This is a genomic window from Paracraurococcus ruber (assembly GCF_004353985.1).
Lineage (GTDB): Bacteria > Pseudomonadota > Alphaproteobacteria > Acetobacterales > Acetobacteraceae > Paracraurococcus > Paracraurococcus ruber.
Window position 1 is genome coordinate 1 of sequence record NZ_SMOA01000125.1, and the last position, 15253, is coordinate 15253.

General features: G+C 74.1%; 16 protein-coding genes. 11 read left to right on the forward strand and 5 right to left on the reverse strand.

The window, feature by feature from the left end; translation table 11 throughout:
- The 6 genes from E2C05_RS19505 to E2C05_RS19530 form a co-directional block, all read left to right on the forward strand.
- Positions 1-1020: extracellular solute-binding protein (locus E2C05_RS19505; protein ID WP_133221328.1), on the forward strand; the 1020-nt coding region annotated here is incomplete at its 5' end.
- A 15-nt stretch (positions 1021-1035) separates the two neighbouring features.
- Positions 1036-1908, forward strand: coding sequence for an ABC transporter permease (locus E2C05_RS19510; protein ID WP_200305448.1), 873 nt, complete (start codon positions 1036-1038; stop codon positions 1906-1908).
- A gap of 66 nt (positions 1909-1974) precedes the next feature.
- Entirely contained in the window at positions 1975-2796 is an 822-nt protein-coding gene (locus tag E2C05_RS19515; RefSeq protein WP_133221329.1) for an ABC transporter permease, read from the forward strand.
- A gap of 3 nt (positions 2797-2799) precedes the next feature.
- The gene (locus E2C05_RS19520; RefSeq protein ID WP_133221330.1) at positions 2800-3270 is read left to right on the forward strand and encodes an ureidoglycolate lyase; all 471 of its coding nucleotides are present in this window, start codon (positions 2800-2802) and stop codon (positions 3268-3270) included.
- A gap of 46 nt (positions 3271-3316) precedes the next feature.
- Complete coding sequence (locus tag E2C05_RS19525; protein ID WP_133221331.1) at positions 3317-4240, forward strand: allantoinase PuuE; 924 nt, start codon at positions 3317-3319, stop codon at positions 4238-4240.
- On the forward strand, positions 4240-5085 hold the full coding sequence (locus E2C05_RS19530) for an NHL repeat-containing protein (RefSeq protein ID WP_133221332.1): 846 nt from the start codon (positions 4240-4242) through the stop codon (positions 5083-5085). Before E2C05_RS19525 ends, E2C05_RS19530 begins: the two co-directional genes overlap by 1 nt.
- 59 nt (positions 5086-5144) lie before the next feature.
- Here E2C05_RS19530 and E2C05_RS19535 read toward each other — a convergent pair whose 3' ends face one another.
- Positions 5145-6188, reverse strand: a complete 1044-nt coding sequence (locus tag E2C05_RS19535) for a TauD/TfdA family dioxygenase (protein WP_133221333.1) — start codon at positions 6186-6188, stop codon at positions 5145-5147.
- Positions 6189-6367: 179 nt separating this feature from the next.
- Here E2C05_RS19535 and E2C05_RS19540 point away from each other — a divergent pair, with 179 nt between their 5' ends.
- From E2C05_RS19540 to E2C05_RS19555, 4 genes are all read left to right on the forward strand, one after another.
- Positions 6368-7342 (forward strand): Bug family tripartite tricarboxylate transporter substrate binding protein, encoded by a 975-nt coding sequence (locus E2C05_RS19540; RefSeq protein WP_133221334.1) that lies wholly within the window; start codon positions 6368-6370, stop codon positions 7340-7342.
- Between the two features lie 32 nt (positions 7343-7374).
- A complete protein-coding gene (locus tag E2C05_RS19545) occupies positions 7375-8013 on the forward strand; it encodes a histidine phosphatase family protein (RefSeq protein ID WP_133221335.1) in 639 nt (212 codons plus the stop codon).
- 295 nt (positions 8014-8308) lie between these two features.
- Positions 8309-9109, forward strand: coding sequence for a lipid-binding SYLF domain-containing protein (locus E2C05_RS19550; RefSeq protein WP_133221336.1), 801 nt, complete (start codon positions 8309-8311; stop codon positions 9107-9109).
- Positions 9109-9852 (forward strand): lipid-binding SYLF domain-containing protein, encoded by a 744-nt coding sequence (locus tag E2C05_RS19555; RefSeq protein ID WP_133221337.1) that lies wholly within the window; start codon positions 9109-9111, stop codon positions 9850-9852. Before E2C05_RS19550 ends, E2C05_RS19555 begins: the two co-directional genes overlap by 1 nt.
- Before the next feature lie 390 nt (positions 9853-10242).
- Here the strand turns inward: E2C05_RS19555 and E2C05_RS19560 are convergent, their stop codons facing one another.
- Positions 10243-11523, reverse strand: coding sequence for an RNA polymerase sigma factor (locus tag E2C05_RS19560; protein ID WP_133221338.1), 1281 nt, complete (start codon positions 11521-11523; stop codon positions 10243-10245).
- Positions 11524-11557: 34 nt separating this feature from the next.
- Positions 11558-11905: a YciI family protein gene (locus E2C05_RS19565; protein WP_133221339.1), complete on the reverse strand. Its 348-nt coding sequence runs from the start codon at positions 11903-11905 to the stop codon at positions 11558-11560.
- Positions 11906-12419: 514 nt separating this feature from the next.
- On the opposite strand from E2C05_RS19565, the gene E2C05_RS35165 reads away from it, so the two are divergent.
- On the forward strand, positions 12420-14117 hold the full coding sequence (locus E2C05_RS35165) for a methyl-accepting chemotaxis protein (RefSeq protein WP_158292244.1): 1698 nt from the start codon (positions 12420-12422) through the stop codon (positions 14115-14117).
- Between the two features lie 57 nt (positions 14118-14174).
- On the opposite strand, the gene E2C05_RS19575 is transcribed toward E2C05_RS35165, so the two are convergent.
- Together E2C05_RS19575 and E2C05_RS19580 are read right to left on the reverse strand one after the other, a co-directional pair.
- Positions 14175-14624: a hypothetical protein gene (locus tag E2C05_RS19575; protein WP_133221341.1), complete on the reverse strand. Its 450-nt coding sequence runs from the start codon at positions 14622-14624 to the stop codon at positions 14175-14177.
- A gap of 285 nt (positions 14625-14909) precedes the next feature.
- Positions 14910-15101, reverse strand: a complete 192-nt coding sequence (locus E2C05_RS19580) for a DUF4169 family protein (RefSeq protein ID WP_133221342.1) — start codon at positions 15099-15101, stop codon at positions 14910-14912.
- Positions 15102-15253: the final 152 nt, after the last annotated feature.

The window sequence follows — 15253 nt, forward strand, 5'->3', positions numbered from 1 at the left end:
ACGCGCTGGTCGATATGGTCGACGACCTTGCGGTTGATCTTCTCGTTCCTGAGGTCGAGTTCCACCCGCAGCCCCGCCGCCTGCAGCGTCACCGCCGCCATCTATCCCGGCGCCTGGGAGGAGGCCTTCCGCGACCATGTCGCGCCGGCGCTGAAGCGGGCGCACAATGTCGACCTGGAAATGCAGGCGCTGTTCGCGGTGGATCAGGTGGCGAAATTCGCCGCCAGCCGCGGCGCCCCGCCCTTCGACTGCTTCGTGCTCGACCCCGGGCCGCGCGCCACGGCGGTGGAACGCGGGATGTTCGATCGCTTCGATGCCTCGAAGCTGTCCAACCGCGCCCTGGTGCCGGCCGGGCTGATCGACGAATGGGGCATCGGCTGCAACGCCCAGGTGGTGGGCATCGCCTACAACCCGAAGAAGCTGCCGCGGCCGAAGGGCTATGCCGACCTGTTCCGCGACCCCTGGGTGTCCCGGCTCGGCATCACCGGCTTCGGCACGACCTTCGGCACCGTCAGCCTGATCGAGATTGCAAAAATCTTCGGCGGCAGCGAGACCAATGTGGAACCCGCGCTGGTCGAGCTGAAGAAGGTGCTGCCGAAGATCGCCGCCGTCAGCGCCCCGGCCGCCCTGCCGGGCCTGCTGCAGCAGGGCCAGTGCGACATCACCTACACCAACACCCAGACCGTCAGCACGCTGAAGGACCGCGGCGTGGACATCGAATTCGTGGTGCCGGAGACGGGAGCGACCACCTTCCTGACCACGCTGCACCTGGCCAAGGGGTGCGAGAACGTGGACGCCGCCTACAAGTACATCGACACGGTGGTCAGCCGCGGGGTGCAGGACGCGCTGCAGAAACCGCCCTACAATTTCATCCCGGTGAACAAGGAGGTGGCGCTGGGCCGCGACCTGCCGATGCGCAGCCTGGACGAGATGGAGAAATTCGTCCGGCACGACTGGACAAAGATCAACCCGCTGCGCGGCGCCTGGATCGAGCGGTTCAACCGCGAGATGGCGAAATAGGGCGGGGCCGCGGGCATGGCGGGCGCGGCGGCGATGCCGGTGGCGCGGGCGCCGGGGGCGGGCAGCCCCTGGGCGCTCGCCCTGCCGCTGGGCCTCGCCTATGCGGCCTTCTTCGTCGCGCCGCTGTTCATGCTGATCGCCGTTTCCTTCTATGCCGATGAGCGGATGACGCGCTTCGGCCTGGACCAGTGGCAGCGCTTCCTGTTCGATCCCTTCCACTGGAAGGTCATCGGCGACACGCTGCTGCTGGGGCTGAAGGCGGTGGCGGCGACGGTGCTGCTGGGCTTCCCGCTGGCGCTGGTCTACCGCGCCGCATCCCCGGCCTGGCAGCGCGTGCTGCTGTTCATCGTGGTGATGCCGCTGCTGACCAGCGTGGTCGTCCGCACCTTCGCCTGGATCGTCATCCTGGGGCGGGAAGGCGTGGTGAACAAGCTGGTGCTGGACCTCGGCCTGGCGGCGGAGCCCTTGCGCCTTCTCCAGACGGAACTCGGGCTGGTCATCTCGCTGACCCAGATCGAGATGCCTCTGCTGCTGCTACCGCTGCTGTCGGTGATGGCACGGATCGACCCCAACCTGATGGATGCCAGCGCCTCGCTCGGGGCCTCCCCCTGGCGGACGCTGTTCCGGGTGATCCTGCCCCTGGCGGCGCCCGGGCTGGCGGCGGGCTGCGTGCTGGTCTTCGCTTCCGCCACCACCGCCTTCATCAGCCAGTCCGTCATCGGCGGCGGGCGGCTGGTCTACCTGCCGGCGATGATCTGGCAGCAGGCGATGATCGCGGCGCATTGGCCCTTCGCCGCCACCATCGCCATCGCGCTGCTGGTCTCGGTCTCGGCGGTGCTGGCGGTGATCGCCTATGTCGGCAGGGTCGCGGCAGGCCGCGCGGGATGATGCAGGGCAGGCCGCGCGGGATGACGCGGGGCGGGCCGCGCGGGATGATCATGGGGGACAGCATCCGTGGCTAGGCGGCACTCGGTCGGGGAACTCTCCTATGTCCTGGTCATCGGCCTGCTGGCGCTGGTGGCGCTGGTGGTGCTGGTCGGGCCCATCCTGATCGTGCTGGCGACCAGCTTCACCGACAGCCGGTCCATCCGCTTCCCGCCCCAGGGCTTCTCCTTCCGCTGGTACGAGCTGCTGCTGGACGAGGTGCGGTCGCGGCAGATCCACCGCGCCGCCGGCAACACCCTGCATGTGGCGCTGATCGCGGCGGGGTCGGCGACCCTGCTGGGGACGCTCGCGGCGCTCGGGCTCTCGCGGGTTGCCGGGAAGGCAGGCCGGATGATGGACGGCTTCTTCATGTCGCCGCTGGTGCTGCCCGGCCTCGCCTTCGGGCTGGCCGCGCTGATGTACTTCACCCTGCTGGGCTTCCGGCCGTCCCTGGAGCTGATCATCGCCGGCCACCTGGTGGTGGTGACGCCCTTCATCCTGCGCACCGTCGGCGCCTCCCTCTCGCAGCTCGACCCGGCGCTGCTCGATGCCTCCCGCAGCCTGGGGGCCGGGCCGGTCCACACCTTCCGGCGGGTCACCCTGCCGCTGATCGCGCCGGGGATCGCGGCCGGGGCCTTCCTGGCCTTCATGGCCTCGGTCGACAATGTCCCCGTCTCCCTCTTCCTCTCCTCGGCGCGGACGGACATGCTGCCGATCCGGATGTGGGGCATGATGGAAAGCACGCTCGACGTCCGGGTGGCCGCCGTGTCCGGCACGCTCATCCTCGTCGCCTTCGTGCTCATGCTGGTGATGGAACGGCTCACCGGCCTCACGCGCCGCATGCGGGGCTGATCGATGTACCTCAAGGCCGAACCCCTGACCTCCGCCGCCTTCCTGCCCTATGGCGAGGTCATCGAATGTCCCCGCATCCCCGGCCGCACCTATTTCGAGGATGCGCTGGCCAATCTGCGCCCCGCAGCGCGGCCCAGCCTTTCCCTGATCGTGAAGGCGCCGCTCACCGTCCTGCCGCTGCGCTCCACCACCATGGAGCGGCACCAGTTCTCCTCCCAGTCCTTCGTGCCGCAGGAATGCGGGCGCTGGCTCTGCATCGTTGCGCCGCATGGCCCGGGGGGCGGCCCCGACATGGCGCGGGCGCGCGCCTTCCTCTGCACGCCGGACCAGGGCGTGACCTATGGCGCCGATGTCTGGCACCACCCCTTCACCGTGCTGGACCGGGAAGCGCGCTTCGTCGTGACGATGTGGAAGGACGGCACCAGCGGCGACGAGGAATTCGTCGAGGTGCCCGAGTTCACGGTGGAGATCTGACCGCCGCCGCGGCCCGCGCCGCCGGGGTCCCAGGGGGGAGGTGACCATGCCCTACGAGGTGCAGCGCGACTTCCGCGGCTATGGCCGCAACCCGCCGGATCCGCAATGGCCCGGCGGCGCGCGGCTCGCGGTCAATTTCGTCATCAACTACGAGGAAGGCTCGGAGCCGTCCTTTGCCCTGGGTGATGGCGTCACCGAGACCGGGCTGACCGAGGCGCATGGGATCAACCAGCTGAAATCCGGCCGCGACCTGGCGGCGGAGGGCATGTTCGAATACGGCTCCCGCGTCGGGTTCTGGCGGCTGCATGACCTGTTCCGCGACCGCGGGCTGCCGCTGACCGTCTTCGGCTGCGCCCTGGCGCTGGAGGAAAACCCGGAAGCCTGCGCCGCCATCCGCGATGCCGGCTGGGACATCTGCTCCCATGGCTGGCGCTGGGTGAAGCATTTCGAGCTGTCCGAGGCGGAGGAGCGCGAGCACATCGCCCGCGCCGTTACCAGCATCGAGAAGACCATCGGCCGCAAGCCGGAAGGCTGGTACTGCCGCTACGGTCCCAGCGTGAACACCCGCCGCCTGGTCGTGGAGCATGGCGGCTTCCTCTACGACAGCGACTACTATGGCGACGAGCTGCCATTCTGGCTGACGGTGGACGGCAAGCCGCAGCTCGTCGTGCCCTATTCCATCACGAACAACGACGGAAAATATGTCGGCTGGATGGGCACCAGCGACCAGTGGTTCTCCTTCATCCGCGACGCCTTCGACATGCTCTATGCCGAAGGGGCGAAGGCGCCGAAGATGATGTCGGTCGGGCTGCATATGCGCCTCATCGGCCACCCCGCCCGCGCGGTCGGGCTGCAGCGGCTGCTGGACTACATGATGCAGCGCAAGGATGTGTGGATCACGCGGCGGGTGGACATCGCCCGGCACTGGGTCGCCACCCATCCCTATCCCGGCAAGGGGCTGAACGAGTGATGCGCGAGGGACTCACCGTCGCGCTCGGCGCGCAGCGCTACCGGGTGGAGCGCCCCTGGGGCGACCTGCCGGCGACGCCGGGCGGCATCAGCGACGTCGCCTGCGACGCTGCCGGGCGCGTCTACGTGCAATACCGGACCGACCCGATGGTGGACCCGCCCTCGCCCGGCGTGGTGGTGCTCTCGGCCGAGGGCGCGCGGCTGGCGGCCTGGGGCGAGTCCATCGCCGACGGCCACATGCTCACCGTGCATCCGGATGGCCGCGTCTTCGTCGTGGACCGCGACGCGCAGGAGGTGGTGATCTTCGCCGCGACGGGCGAGCGCCTGGGCGGCATCGGCACCCGGCATGGGCCGGGGGCGCCCTTCAACGCCCCCTGCGACGTCGCCTTCGCGCCGGACGGCACCATCTATGTCGCCGACGGCTACGCCAATGCGCGGGTCCACCGCTTCGCGCCGGATGGCACGCCGCAGGGCGGCTGGGGCGCGCCCGGCCGCGGCCCCGGCGAGTTCTGCACGCCGCACAGCGTCTGGGTGCAGCCGGACGGCACGGTGCTGGTCTGCGACCGCGACAACAGCCGCGTGCAGGCCTTCTCGCCGGCGGGCGCCTTCCTGTTCGAGGTCACCGACGTCCACAAGCCGATGGACGTCCATGGCGGCCCGGACGGGACCTTCTACGTCACCGACCAGGTGCCGCGCCTGTCCTGGTTCGCCGGCGACGGCCGCCTGCTCGGCCGCTGCCGCCCGGTGCTGAACGGCGCGCATGGCATGTGGCGGGACCCGCGCAGCGGCGTGATCTACCAGAGCGAGCTGAACCCCAACCGCCTGACCCGGCTGGTCCCGCTGTAGGGCGGCGCGGCAGCGGCGGAGCCACGCTCCGCGGCGGTCCGGCCGATGCCCGCGCCGCGCTACGCCGCCAGCGCGCTCCGCCCCGGCATGGCGCCGCCGCGCAGCGCGCCGGCGCGCGTGTCGCCCCATTGCCCGGCATGGCCCGCCGGCAGCGCCCGGCTCAGCGGGCTCGCCAGCCAGATGCGCAGCAGGTTGCGCTTGCCGCCCGGCCCATCCGCATAGGCGGTCCGGCCGTGATAGGTGACGTGCTGGTTCATCAGCTGGATCTGGCCGGGCTCGAACGGCATCTCGATGCAGAGCTCGTCGGCGACCGCCGCCAGCCGGTCCAGCGCCGCCACCTGCGCCTCGCTCAGCGGCGGCACGCCGGGCATGCCCTGCGCCAGCTCCACATAGGTGCGGCTGTACTGGCTGGTGAAGCCGCCGTCCGGGCCACGGGCGAAGACCGGCATGGGGAAGGGCCGCGCCGCCATGCCCTCGCCCTCCTCGTCGGCCGGGCGGGCGCGCCAGAAGTCGCGGTACAGCACCGCCAGCAGGTCCGGGCAGCGCGCCGCCATCGCATCCTGGATCGCCACGGTGGAGACGATGCGCGACACGCCGCCGGCGATGCCGTTGGAGGCGCAGAGCAGGCTCAGCAGGTCGCATTTGTCGGTGTGCCAGCGCAGCGGCCCGGTGGAGCGGCTGCGCGCCCGTGCCGTGCCGCTGCCGACCGCCACGCCGCTGCCGGTCTCGTCCTTCACCTCGGCCAGGATCTCGCCGGTGGTGTTCTGCGGCAGCGGCGTGCCGAGATGGCACATCAGCCCCCAGAACACCCGCTTCAGGTCGGCCGCCGGGTAGCGCGCGGGATCGAGACCGGTCAGCCGCACCACGCCGCGGCCCCGTTCCAGTTCCGCGGCGACGCGTGCCAGGAAGCCGGCGGTCTCGGGCAGCGGGAAATGCCGTGCATCGAAGCGCGGCGGCGCCAGGTCGCCCAGGCCGGCCAGCGCGGCATCGATCTCGCGCGTCGCCGCCGGCGGCAGGGCCATGATCCAGGACGGGTCGCGCGCCAGGTCGGCGCCGGTCCAGGCGGCGCGGCCGCCGATGGGGGAGAGCACGGGATCGGTCATGGCCCCGACGATACGCCCCTGCCGCCGCGACGACAAAGGCCCGTGCCGGGCATGCGGGGCGCGCGCGGACCGCCGGTTGCGCGGGTTCGCCGCGCGGACCTGTCCTAACGCTGCATCCGGCGCGCGACCTCGTTCCGCCCCCGCTTGGCGCGGCGCCGCGGCGCGCGCAGGATCGGGCCATGCAACGTCGTGCCCTGCTCGCCGCCGCCCTCGCCGTGCCGCTGCCCGCCCTGGCCCAGGGGGCGGCCGGAGGCGACTGGCCGCAGAAACCCATCCGCTTCATCGTTCCCTGGCCGCCGGGCGGGCTGAACGACCTGGTGGCGCGGGCCTTCAACGACCCGGTGGCGCGCGCCCTCGGCCAGCCGATCATGAATGATTTCCGCTCCGGCGCCGGCGGCCGCATCGGGGTGGCGGAGGTCGCCCGCGCCGCGCCCGATGGCACCACGATCGGCATGGGCAATCTCGGCCCGCTGACCATCTTCCCGCATCTGTTCCGGGACATCCCCTACGATGCCGGGCGGGACCTGATCCCGGTGGTGATGTTCGCCGCCTCGCCCCTCGTGCTGGTGGTCGCCAACGAGGTGCCGGCGCGGACCGTGGCGGAGTTCATCGCCTGGGTCCGCGCCCGCCCGGACCGCAGCAACTATGCCAGCGTCGGCGTCGGCACCGCCCAGCACCTGATCTTCGAGATGTTCAGGCAGCGCGACGGCATCGCGATGGAACACGTTCCCTTCCGCGGCACGAATGAGAGCCTGCCGGCCATGCTGCGCGGCGACGTCCAGGCGATGTTCGACACCCTGCCGCTGATGCTGCCGCAGATCCGCGCCGGCGCGGTGCGGGCGCTGGCCGTCACCACGCCGGTGCGCGTCGCGCAACTGCCCGATGTGCCGACGCTGATCGAGAGCGGCTATGCGGATATCGACGTCGCCACCTGGTATGCCGTCATCGCCCCCGCCGGCACGCCGCCGCCGGTCCTGGCGCGGCTGCACGCGGAATATGTCCGCGTCGCCCTGCTGCCGGAGACGCAGCGCTTCCTGGCGGAGCAGGGGCTGATCTACCTGCCGAACGACCCCGGCGTCTTCGCCCGCCGGGTGGCGGCGGAACGCGACCGCTGGGGCGCGATCATCCGGGCGCAGAACATCCGGGTGGAATAGGCCGGGGCCGCGGGCCCTGCTACACCGCCGTCGTGTCCGACCCCACCCGCTTCTTCCTGATCCGCCATGCGCTGGTCGAGCCCTCGGCCCGCACCCTCTTCTACGGCAGCATGGATGTCGCGCTCTGCGACGCCACGTTGGTGCAGGAGGCGGCGCTGTATCGCTGGCTGGCGCATCGCCTGCCGCGGCCGGCGCAGTGGGTGACCAGCCACCTGGCCCGCACGCGCGCCACCGCCGCCGCCATCTTCGCCGCCGGCTATCCCGACCAGCCGCTGCGGGCGGAGCGGGACCTGGCGGAGCAGGACCTCGGCGAATGGCAGGGCCTGCCGCATGAGGAGGCGGTCGAGCGCTTCCGTCACCCGCCCCACCCCTTCTGGCCGCATGCGGCCGAGGAGGAGCCGCCCGGCGGCGAGAGCTTCGCCCAGGTGCAGGCCCGGGTCGGCCGCGTGCTGGAGGCGCTGGCGACGGAGCATGCGGGCGGCGACGTGGTCATCGTCGCGCATGGCGGCTCCATCCGCGCGGCCCTGGCGCATGCGCTGGGCCTCACCGGCCACCAGGCCCTGGCCTTCTCCATCCGCAATCTCGGCCTGACCCGGCTGGAGAAGGTGGGCGGCGACTGGCGCGTCGCCGGGGTGAACGAGGAACCCTGGGTGATGCCGGACTGGGAGTGACCGGCCCCGGCGCCTGGGGGATGGCCGGCACGGTTCCCGCGACCCTGCGGGGCGATCGCGCGGCGGCCCCGGCGCGGCCCGGTTGCCGCAGGCCTTCCGGCGCGGATGGGCGCGCGGCCGGATGATCCGCCGCGGCCGGCGCGCCGCAACGCCCGCCCGGTCAGTTGGGCAGGCAGGCAGGCAGGCAGGCGGGATGCGCGCTGCCCTGCCGCGCCACCGCCACAGAGCAGCCTTGGACAGGCCGCAGCCTACCCGGTATTCTTCCGCCAATACCGAGGTTTGGCAGGGGGGCTTCATGCAGCGTCTCATCACGCGGCGGCTGGCGGCGCTGGGCTTGGCGCTGGCCACCCTGGCCGGCTGCGGCGGCCCTCCGAGCGCGGGGGAGGAGCAGGCGCTGGTCGACCGCGCCACCCTCTCCGTCCAGGAGATCCTGGGCGAGGGCAATGACCGGCTGAACGCCCAGCGCCTGCTGCGCCGGGCCCGCGCGGTGATCGTCTGCCCTCGCATCTTCCGCGCCGGCTTCTTCTTCGGCGGCGAAGGCGGCGGCTGCGTCCTGGCCGGGCGGGATGCCGCCGGCTCCTGGTCCTCGCCGGCCTTCTACACCCTGGGGTCCGGCAGCTTCGGCCTGCAGGCCGGCATCCAGGACATGCAGGTGCTGATGCTGGTGATGAACCAGCGGGCGCTGGATGCCGTGCTGGACAGCCAGGTGAAGCTCGGCGCCGATGCCTCGGTGGCGCTGGCGACGCTCGGCGGGTCGGTCGAGGGCGCCACCACCGCCGCGGTCGGCGGCGACATCGTCGCCTTCGCCCGCGCCCGCGGCCTCTATGCCGGGCTGACGCTGGAAGGCTCCCTGCTCTCGGCCCGCAGCGAATGGAACCGCAGCTACTACCGCCAGGACACCGGCCCGCGGGAGATCGTCGTGCAGATGCGCGCGCACAACCCGGGCGCCGATCCGCTGCGGGCGGTGCTGATGCGCTTCGGCAGCGGCGCCGCCGCCGCCGCGCCGCCGCCGGCCGACAATGCCGCCGGGTTCACCCCGGGCCAGACGCTGGGCAGCGGGCCGGTCCAGCGGTCCGACCTGCCGCCGCTGCGCTGATGCGCGCCCCGCCGCGGCCGCCGAAGCGGCCCTGGGCCCGGGCGGCGCTCGCCCTCCTGCTCCTCTGCGCCGCGCCCGTGGCCCTGCTGGCCGGCGCGCCGCCGGCGCGGGCCGACGACCGGTCCGAGGCGCAGGGGCTGGTCGACCGCAGCACGCTGACCGTGCAGGAACTCCTCACCACCGGCGATGCCGGCGCGGTGCAGGATGCGCAGCGCTTCCTGCGCCGCGCCCGCGCCGTGCTGGTCTGCCCGCGCATCTTCCGCGCCGGCTTCATCCTGGGCGGGGAAGGCGGGTCCTGCGTGCTGGTGGCGCGCGATGCCTCGGGGTCCTGGTCATCCCCGGCCTTCTACGCCATGGCGTCCGGCAGCATCGGGCTGCAGGCCGGCATCCAGGACATGCAGGTCATGATGATGATCATGTCCGACCGCGGGCTGACGGCGCTGATGGACAGCCAGTTCAAGTTCGGCGCCGATGCTTCCCTCGCCGTCGCCACCATCGGCGCGGGGGTGGAGGGATCGACCACCGCGGCGGCCGGCGCGGACATCATCGCCTTCGCCCGCTCGCGCGGGCTGTTCGCCGGGCTGGCGCTGGAAGGGTCGCTGCTCTCGGCCCGCAGCGAGCTCAACCGCGCCTATTACGGCCAGGACCTTTCCGCGCGGCAGGTCGTGGTGGCGATGCAGGCGCATAATCCCGGATCGGATCCGCTGCGCGCCGCGCTGATGCGGCACGGCGCGGCGCGCTGACGGCGGGCCGCGGGCACCGCCCCCGGCGCCCGGGCCAAGCAGGCACGCCGCGCCGGCCGGCCTTCCCCCGCCCCCTGAATCGCCCCGTGCCCTGACCGGGGCGGAACGCCCATGCGGCGAAGCCCGCCCGGATGGCGGCCGGCGGGTCGGCTCCCGCTGCCCGGCGCGGGATACCGGCGCCATGCCGACCGGCCTGGCCACCCTGTCCCGCGCCCGGGCGTGTCACCGCCACGCCGGCCCGGCCCGCGACATGGGCAGCGCACCAGCCAGCCCGCATGCGGTCCGGCATGATCCTGGTCCCCGGCGTGCCGCCGCCACGGCGGCCCGGCGCCGGATACGGGCTTCATCCGCCAGAGCGGTTGCCGTTCGCCATGGGGCACGGCAACCGCTCTAGTCTTCTGATTTTGCGAGCATCTTCACCCGATCAGGTGATTCCACCTGATCGGGATCTGCTCTAGCCTGCCGGAGCAGGAAGGCGCGCAGGGCCGGGTCGTCGGCCAGGCCGGCGGCGCGTTCCAGCGCCGCCCGGCCCTCCGGCGCGCCGGCCCTGCGCGCCAGTGCCCCAAGCGCCGCCCAATAGGGCTGGTAGTCGGCCAGCCGCGGATCCGCCCCGGCCGCGCGCAGCGCCGCCAAGCCGGCCGCCGGCCCCGCGACCTCGGCCAGCGCCACCGCCCGGTTCACCGCCACCACCGGCGACCCGGTGGCGGCCAGCAGCACATCGTAGAGCGCCAGGATGCCGTCCCAGGGCACCCGCCCGGTCCGCCCCCGCTCGGCATGGGCGGAGGCGATCGCCGCTTCCCACTGGTAGCGCCCAGGCCGGCCGAGCGTGGCGGCGCGGCGCAGCAGCCCTTCCGCCTCCGCCTGCATTCCCCGGTCCCAGCGTGCCGGGTCCTGCTGCGCCAGCGGCACATAGCCGCCCGTGGCGTCGCGCCCGGCCGGGCGCCGCGCCTCCAGGTGCAGCAGCAGGGCGCCGAGGCCGAGCGCCTCCGACTCCTCCGCCGCGCCGACCGGGACCAGCAGGGCGCAGAGCCGGGCGAGCCAGGCGGCCTCCCCCGCCAGGGCGCCGCCATCCGCCGGGTCGCCGGCGCCAGCGGCATAGGCGGCGTAGATCGCATCCAGCACCGCCGGCAGCCGGTCCGCCAGCACCTCCGGTCCCGGCAGGGCGAAGCGGGCGCCGCCTTCCTTCAGCCGTCGCTTGGCGCGCACCAGGCGCTGGCCCATGGCGGCCGGCGCGACCAAGAAGGCGGAGGCGATGCGCGCCGCCTCGAGCCCCAGCACCGCCTGCAGCATCAGGGGGGCGCGGGCGGCCGGCTCCACCTCCTCCCCCGCGCAGGCCAGCAGCAGGGCCAGCCGGTGGTCGGGCAGTTCCGCCGGGTCCTCCGGCAGGGCGGCGCGGCGCAGCAGCTCCGGCGCCGCCTGGGCGGAGGTGGCGCGGCGGCGATGCCCGTCCAGCAGGCGGCGCCGGGCCGCGGTCAGCAGCCAGGCCTCCGGCCGGTCCGGCACGCCCTCCCGCGGCCAGTGGTCCATCGCCGCGGCGAAGGCATCGCCCAGCGCGTCCTCCGCCGCGGCCAGGTCGCCGCCGCGCGCCGCCAGCAGGGCGACCAGCCGGCCATAGCTGGACCGCGCCACCCGTTCGGCCGCCAGCCGCGCGCGGGCCGCCGGCGCCGTCACCCTGCGCCCCGCCGGTGCATCGCCAGGCCCGGCATCAGGCGGGCGAGGGCGGCGCCATCACCGGGCGCAGCTCCACCATGCCGTGCCGGCTGCCGGGGCAGCGCCGGGCCCAGTCGAGCGCCGCGGCATGGTCCGGCACCTCGATGACATAGAGGCCGCCGAGCTGCTCCCCGGCGCCAGCACGCGGGCCGGCCTGCACCGCGCCCTGGCGCACCAGGCTTGCCTCGGCCGCCGGCTGCAGGCGATGGCCGCCGCGCATCACGCCCGCCTGGATGAGATCCTGGGTGTAGGCGGCATAGGCGGCCATCCAGGCCTGCTGCTCGGCCGGCGGCATGGCGCCCCAGGCGGCTTCCTCGCTGTGGATCAGCAATACGTATTCCATGGCAACCTTCCTTCGCGTCGTCCCATCGGGGCGCCACCATGGCGCAGCAGGATGACGCAGGACGGGCCCCGGATTCGACAGCGGCCGTCTCCGGACCCGGTCGGCGAACCCCGGCATGGCAGGCGCGGCGCGCGCAGGCCGCGATGCCGGCCTACCCGCCAGCCGGCCGGCCGGACGGGCGCCGCGGGACGAGGCCCCGCCCGCGCGGGCGGGTCGACCGCAGGCCTTGGGAATGGCCACCCGACCGCCGGGCCGAGAGGGCGGGCGTCGCGGCTCTCCCGCAGGCCGAAACCCCTTCCTTCAGACTGAGGGCACGAGCGCGGATCGCGGGACGGCGTGAACGCCCGGACGCGGGCAACCGCGCGACAATCAATGGTCTGGAACGATTTGCGTGTCCAGATAACCGCGCAAACCGCTCCGGCCGGACCGCAACGGACAGGGGCCGCGCACCGGGCCCGGCATGCGGCGAGGTCCGGCCTTGCGGATCAAACCCCTGACCGGACCGACCCGACGCATGCTCCAGACCCTCACGCATCTCTCGATCACCCGCAAGCTGGCCGCGGCCTTCGCCGTGGTCATCCTGGCCGCGGCCGCGGCCGGCGCCCTGACCTGGGGGCGGCTCGGCGTCATCGAGCAGGCGGCCTATTGGAACGCCCATACCTACCGCGTGCTGGAACGGGCGGACCGGCTGGTCGCCGCCATGGTGGACCAGGAAACCGGCGTGCGCGGCCATCTGCTGAACGGCGACCCGAAATTCCTCGAACCCTACAATGCCGGCCGCCAGGCCTTCGCCCTGGCGCTGACCGAAATCCGGCGGCTCACCGCGGACAATGCGCAGCAGCAGGCGCGGCTCGACGCGCTGGAGACCGCCGCGCGGTCCTGGTCGGAGGGTCATGCCGGCCGGCAGGTCGCCCTGATGGCGCGCGGCGACGATGCCTCCCGCGCCGAGGCGCGGCGGATGGAGGAGCAGGGCACCGGCAAGGCCGCCATGGACGCGCTGCGCGCCAGGGCGGCCGAGATCGCCGCGGTGGAGCGGCGGCTGCTGGCGGACCGGGCGGCGATGCAGGACGCCGCCTTCTCCGAGGCGCGGCTGATGCTCGGCCTGGGGACCCTGGCGGCCGCGGCCATCGCCCTGCTGTCGGGCCTTGCCCTGGCGCGCGGCGTCGCCCGGCCGATCACGCGGCTGGCCGGCCAGGTGACGCGGATCGCCGAGGGCGACCTGGCCGTCGCCATCGAGGGCACGGCGCGGCGGGACGAGGTCGGGGCGCTGGCCAAGGCGCTGGCCGTGCTGAAGGAGAACACCGTCCGCGCCCGCGCGCTGGAGACGGAGGCGGCGGCGGAGCGGGCGCGGGCCGAGGAGAGCCGGCGCGCGGCGCAGCGCGCCATCGCCGATGAGCTGGAGCGCACGGTGGGCGGCGTCACCACCACCCTGTCGGGCGCGGCGACCGAGTTGCAGGCGACGCTCGGCCGCCTCTCGACGGGGGCGGACAGCACGGCGGCCCAGGCCATGGCGGCGGCCGCCGGGGCAACCCAGGCCAGCGCCAATGTGCAGACGGTGGCGACGGCCACCGAGGAGATGGCCGCCACCGGCGCCGAGATCAACCGCCAGGTCACGGAAGCCGCCGAGATCGCCCGGCAGGCCTCGGAGGGGACGCGGGCCACGGATGCCACCGTCCGCTCCCTGGCCGAGGCGGCGGGCCGGATCGGCGAGGTGGTGCGGCTGATCGGCGACATCGCGGCGCAGACCAACCTGCTGGCGCTGAACGCGACGATCGAGGCGGCCCGCGCCGGCGAGGCCGGCAAGGGCTTCGCCGTCGTGGCGAGCGAGGTGAAGACGCTGGCGGCGCAGACGGCGAAGGCGACGGAGGAGATCAGCGCCCAGATCGCCGCCATGCAGGGGGCGACCGGCCAGGCGGTGGAGGCGATCCGGGGCATCGGCGCGACGGTCGAGCGCTCGAGCGGGGTTGCCGCCGGCATCGCCACGGCGGTGGAGGAGCAGGGCGCGGCAATCCGCGAGATCGCGCGCAGCGTCAGCGAGGCCGCCGCCGGCACCGGCGAGATGTCGCAGCAGGTGGAGCGGGTGAATGCCGGCATCGCCGAGACGACGGGCGCGCTCCGCGACCTGCGCGCCGGCGCCGAGGGCGTGGCCCGGCAGGGAGAGACGCTGCGCGCCGAGGTCGGCAGCCTGATCGGGCGGCTGCGCGCTGCCTGATGCCGGCCGGCGACCCGGCCGGCGCCGGCGCGCCGTGGCCGGTCGCCCGCGCCGCCCTCAGACCCGCTTCGCCATCTGCACCGCATAGCTGCAGAGGCCGTTGCGGTGCTCCCCGAGGAAGCGGCTGTTGGCGAAGATGCCGGTGGTGGCGATGGTGCGATCGAGGTTGTCGGCCATCCGCACATCGCCGGCGGGGCCGACCGTGCCGGTCAGCACATGCCGGGTCGGCGGGTCGATCAGCAGGACGGCGCGGCCCTGGCGGACGGTGATCTCCCGCTCCTCCGCCGGGGCGGGCGGGCAGGCGCGGGTGCGGTCCGGGTTCAGGGTGAGGCGGCCGGCATAGGTGCCGTCGAAGGCGGTCACCGCGGCGGGCGGAGGAGAGGGCGCGGCGGCCGCGGCGGGGCGGCCGGACTGCGCCTGGGTCGCTTCGGGGATCACCGTCTCATTCACGCAGGCGGCGAGCAGCCAGGGCGCGAGCAGCGCCGGGAGCAGGGTGCGGATGGCCATCGGGGTCTCTCTCCGGACTTGAGTCGGCGGTCGCCGGTCGGGGGGCCGGGGTTCCACGATTCCGGCATTGGCGCAACGGCCCCCGGGCCCGGGCGATCCGCCGCGGCACGGCGCCGGGCACCGGGGCGGGAGCGGTCGGTGCGCCAGGCCGGCGCCGCCGCGCCCCGAGGCATCGCGCCATGGGCTTGGGCCCAGGCCCAGGCCCAGGCCCAGGCCCAGGCCGAACCGTCAGCCGGGCGACGGCGCGCCGCACGGGCAGCGGGCGGCTGCCGGCGCCGGTCCGGGTCACGCCGGGTCGTCGGGCCTCTCCCGCCGGGCGCCGTCCAGCAGCGCCTGGCGGCGTGCCTCCTCCCGCCGGTCATTGGCCTTCTCGGCGCCGGTGCGGCCGTGCTTGGCGCGGTTGGCGGCCGCCTGCGTCGCCTGGTCCGCCTTGGCCCGCGCCTTCTTCACCCGGTTCAGGTTGACGATCTCGCCCATCCCCCGAGCATAGGGCAGGCCGCGGGGCGGCGGGAATGCATGGAGGCGCGACGCCATCCCGCCGGAGGCGGCGGCCATGCCCGCGCCGACCCGGCCGCCCGGCGTTGCCGGCGCCGGCGCGCCTCGGCCGCCGCGCGCCACCGCCGGTCCCG

Coding starts and splice junctions, on each gene's coding strand:
- E2C05_RS19510 (WP_200305448.1), top strand. CDS start 1,036: ATGGCGGGCGCGGCGGCGATGCCGGTGGCGCGGGCGCCGGGGGCGGGC.
- E2C05_RS19520 (WP_133221330.1), top strand. CDS start 2,800: ATGTACCTCAAGGCCGAACCCCTGACCTCCGCCGCCTTCCTGCCCTAT.
- E2C05_RS19525 (WP_133221331.1), top strand. CDS start 3,317: ATGCCCTACGAGGTGCAGCGCGACTTCCGCGGCTATGGCCGCAACCCG.
- E2C05_RS19530 (WP_133221332.1), top strand. CDS start 4,240: ATGCGCGAGGGACTCACCGTCGCGCTCGGCGCGCAGCGCTACCGGGTG.
- E2C05_RS19535 (WP_133221333.1), bottom strand. CDS start 6,188: ATGACCGATCCCGTGCTCTCCCCCATCGGCGGCCGCGCCGCCTGGACC.
- E2C05_RS19540 (WP_133221334.1), top strand. CDS start 6,368: ATGCAACGTCGTGCCCTGCTCGCCGCCGCCCTCGCCGTGCCGCTGCCC.
- E2C05_RS19550 (WP_133221336.1), top strand. CDS start 8,309: ATGCAGCGTCTCATCACGCGGCGGCTGGCGGCGCTGGGCTTGGCGCTG.
- E2C05_RS19555 (WP_133221337.1), top strand. CDS start 9,109: ATGCGCGCCCCGCCGCGGCCGCCGAAGCGGCCCTGGGCCCGGGCGGCG.
- E2C05_RS19565 (WP_133221339.1), bottom strand. CDS start 11,905: ATGGAATACGTATTGCTGATCCACAGCGAGGAAGCCGCCTGGGGCGCC.
- E2C05_RS35165 (WP_158292244.1), top strand. CDS start 12,420: ATGCTCCAGACCCTCACGCATCTCTCGATCACCCGCAAGCTGGCCGCG.
- E2C05_RS19575 (WP_133221341.1), bottom strand. CDS start 14,624: ATGGCCATCCGCACCCTGCTCCCGGCGCTGCTCGCGCCCTGGCTGCTC.
- E2C05_RS19580 (WP_133221342.1), bottom strand. CDS start 15,101: ATGGGCGAGATCGTCAACCTGAACCGGGTGAAGAAGGCGCGGGCCAAG.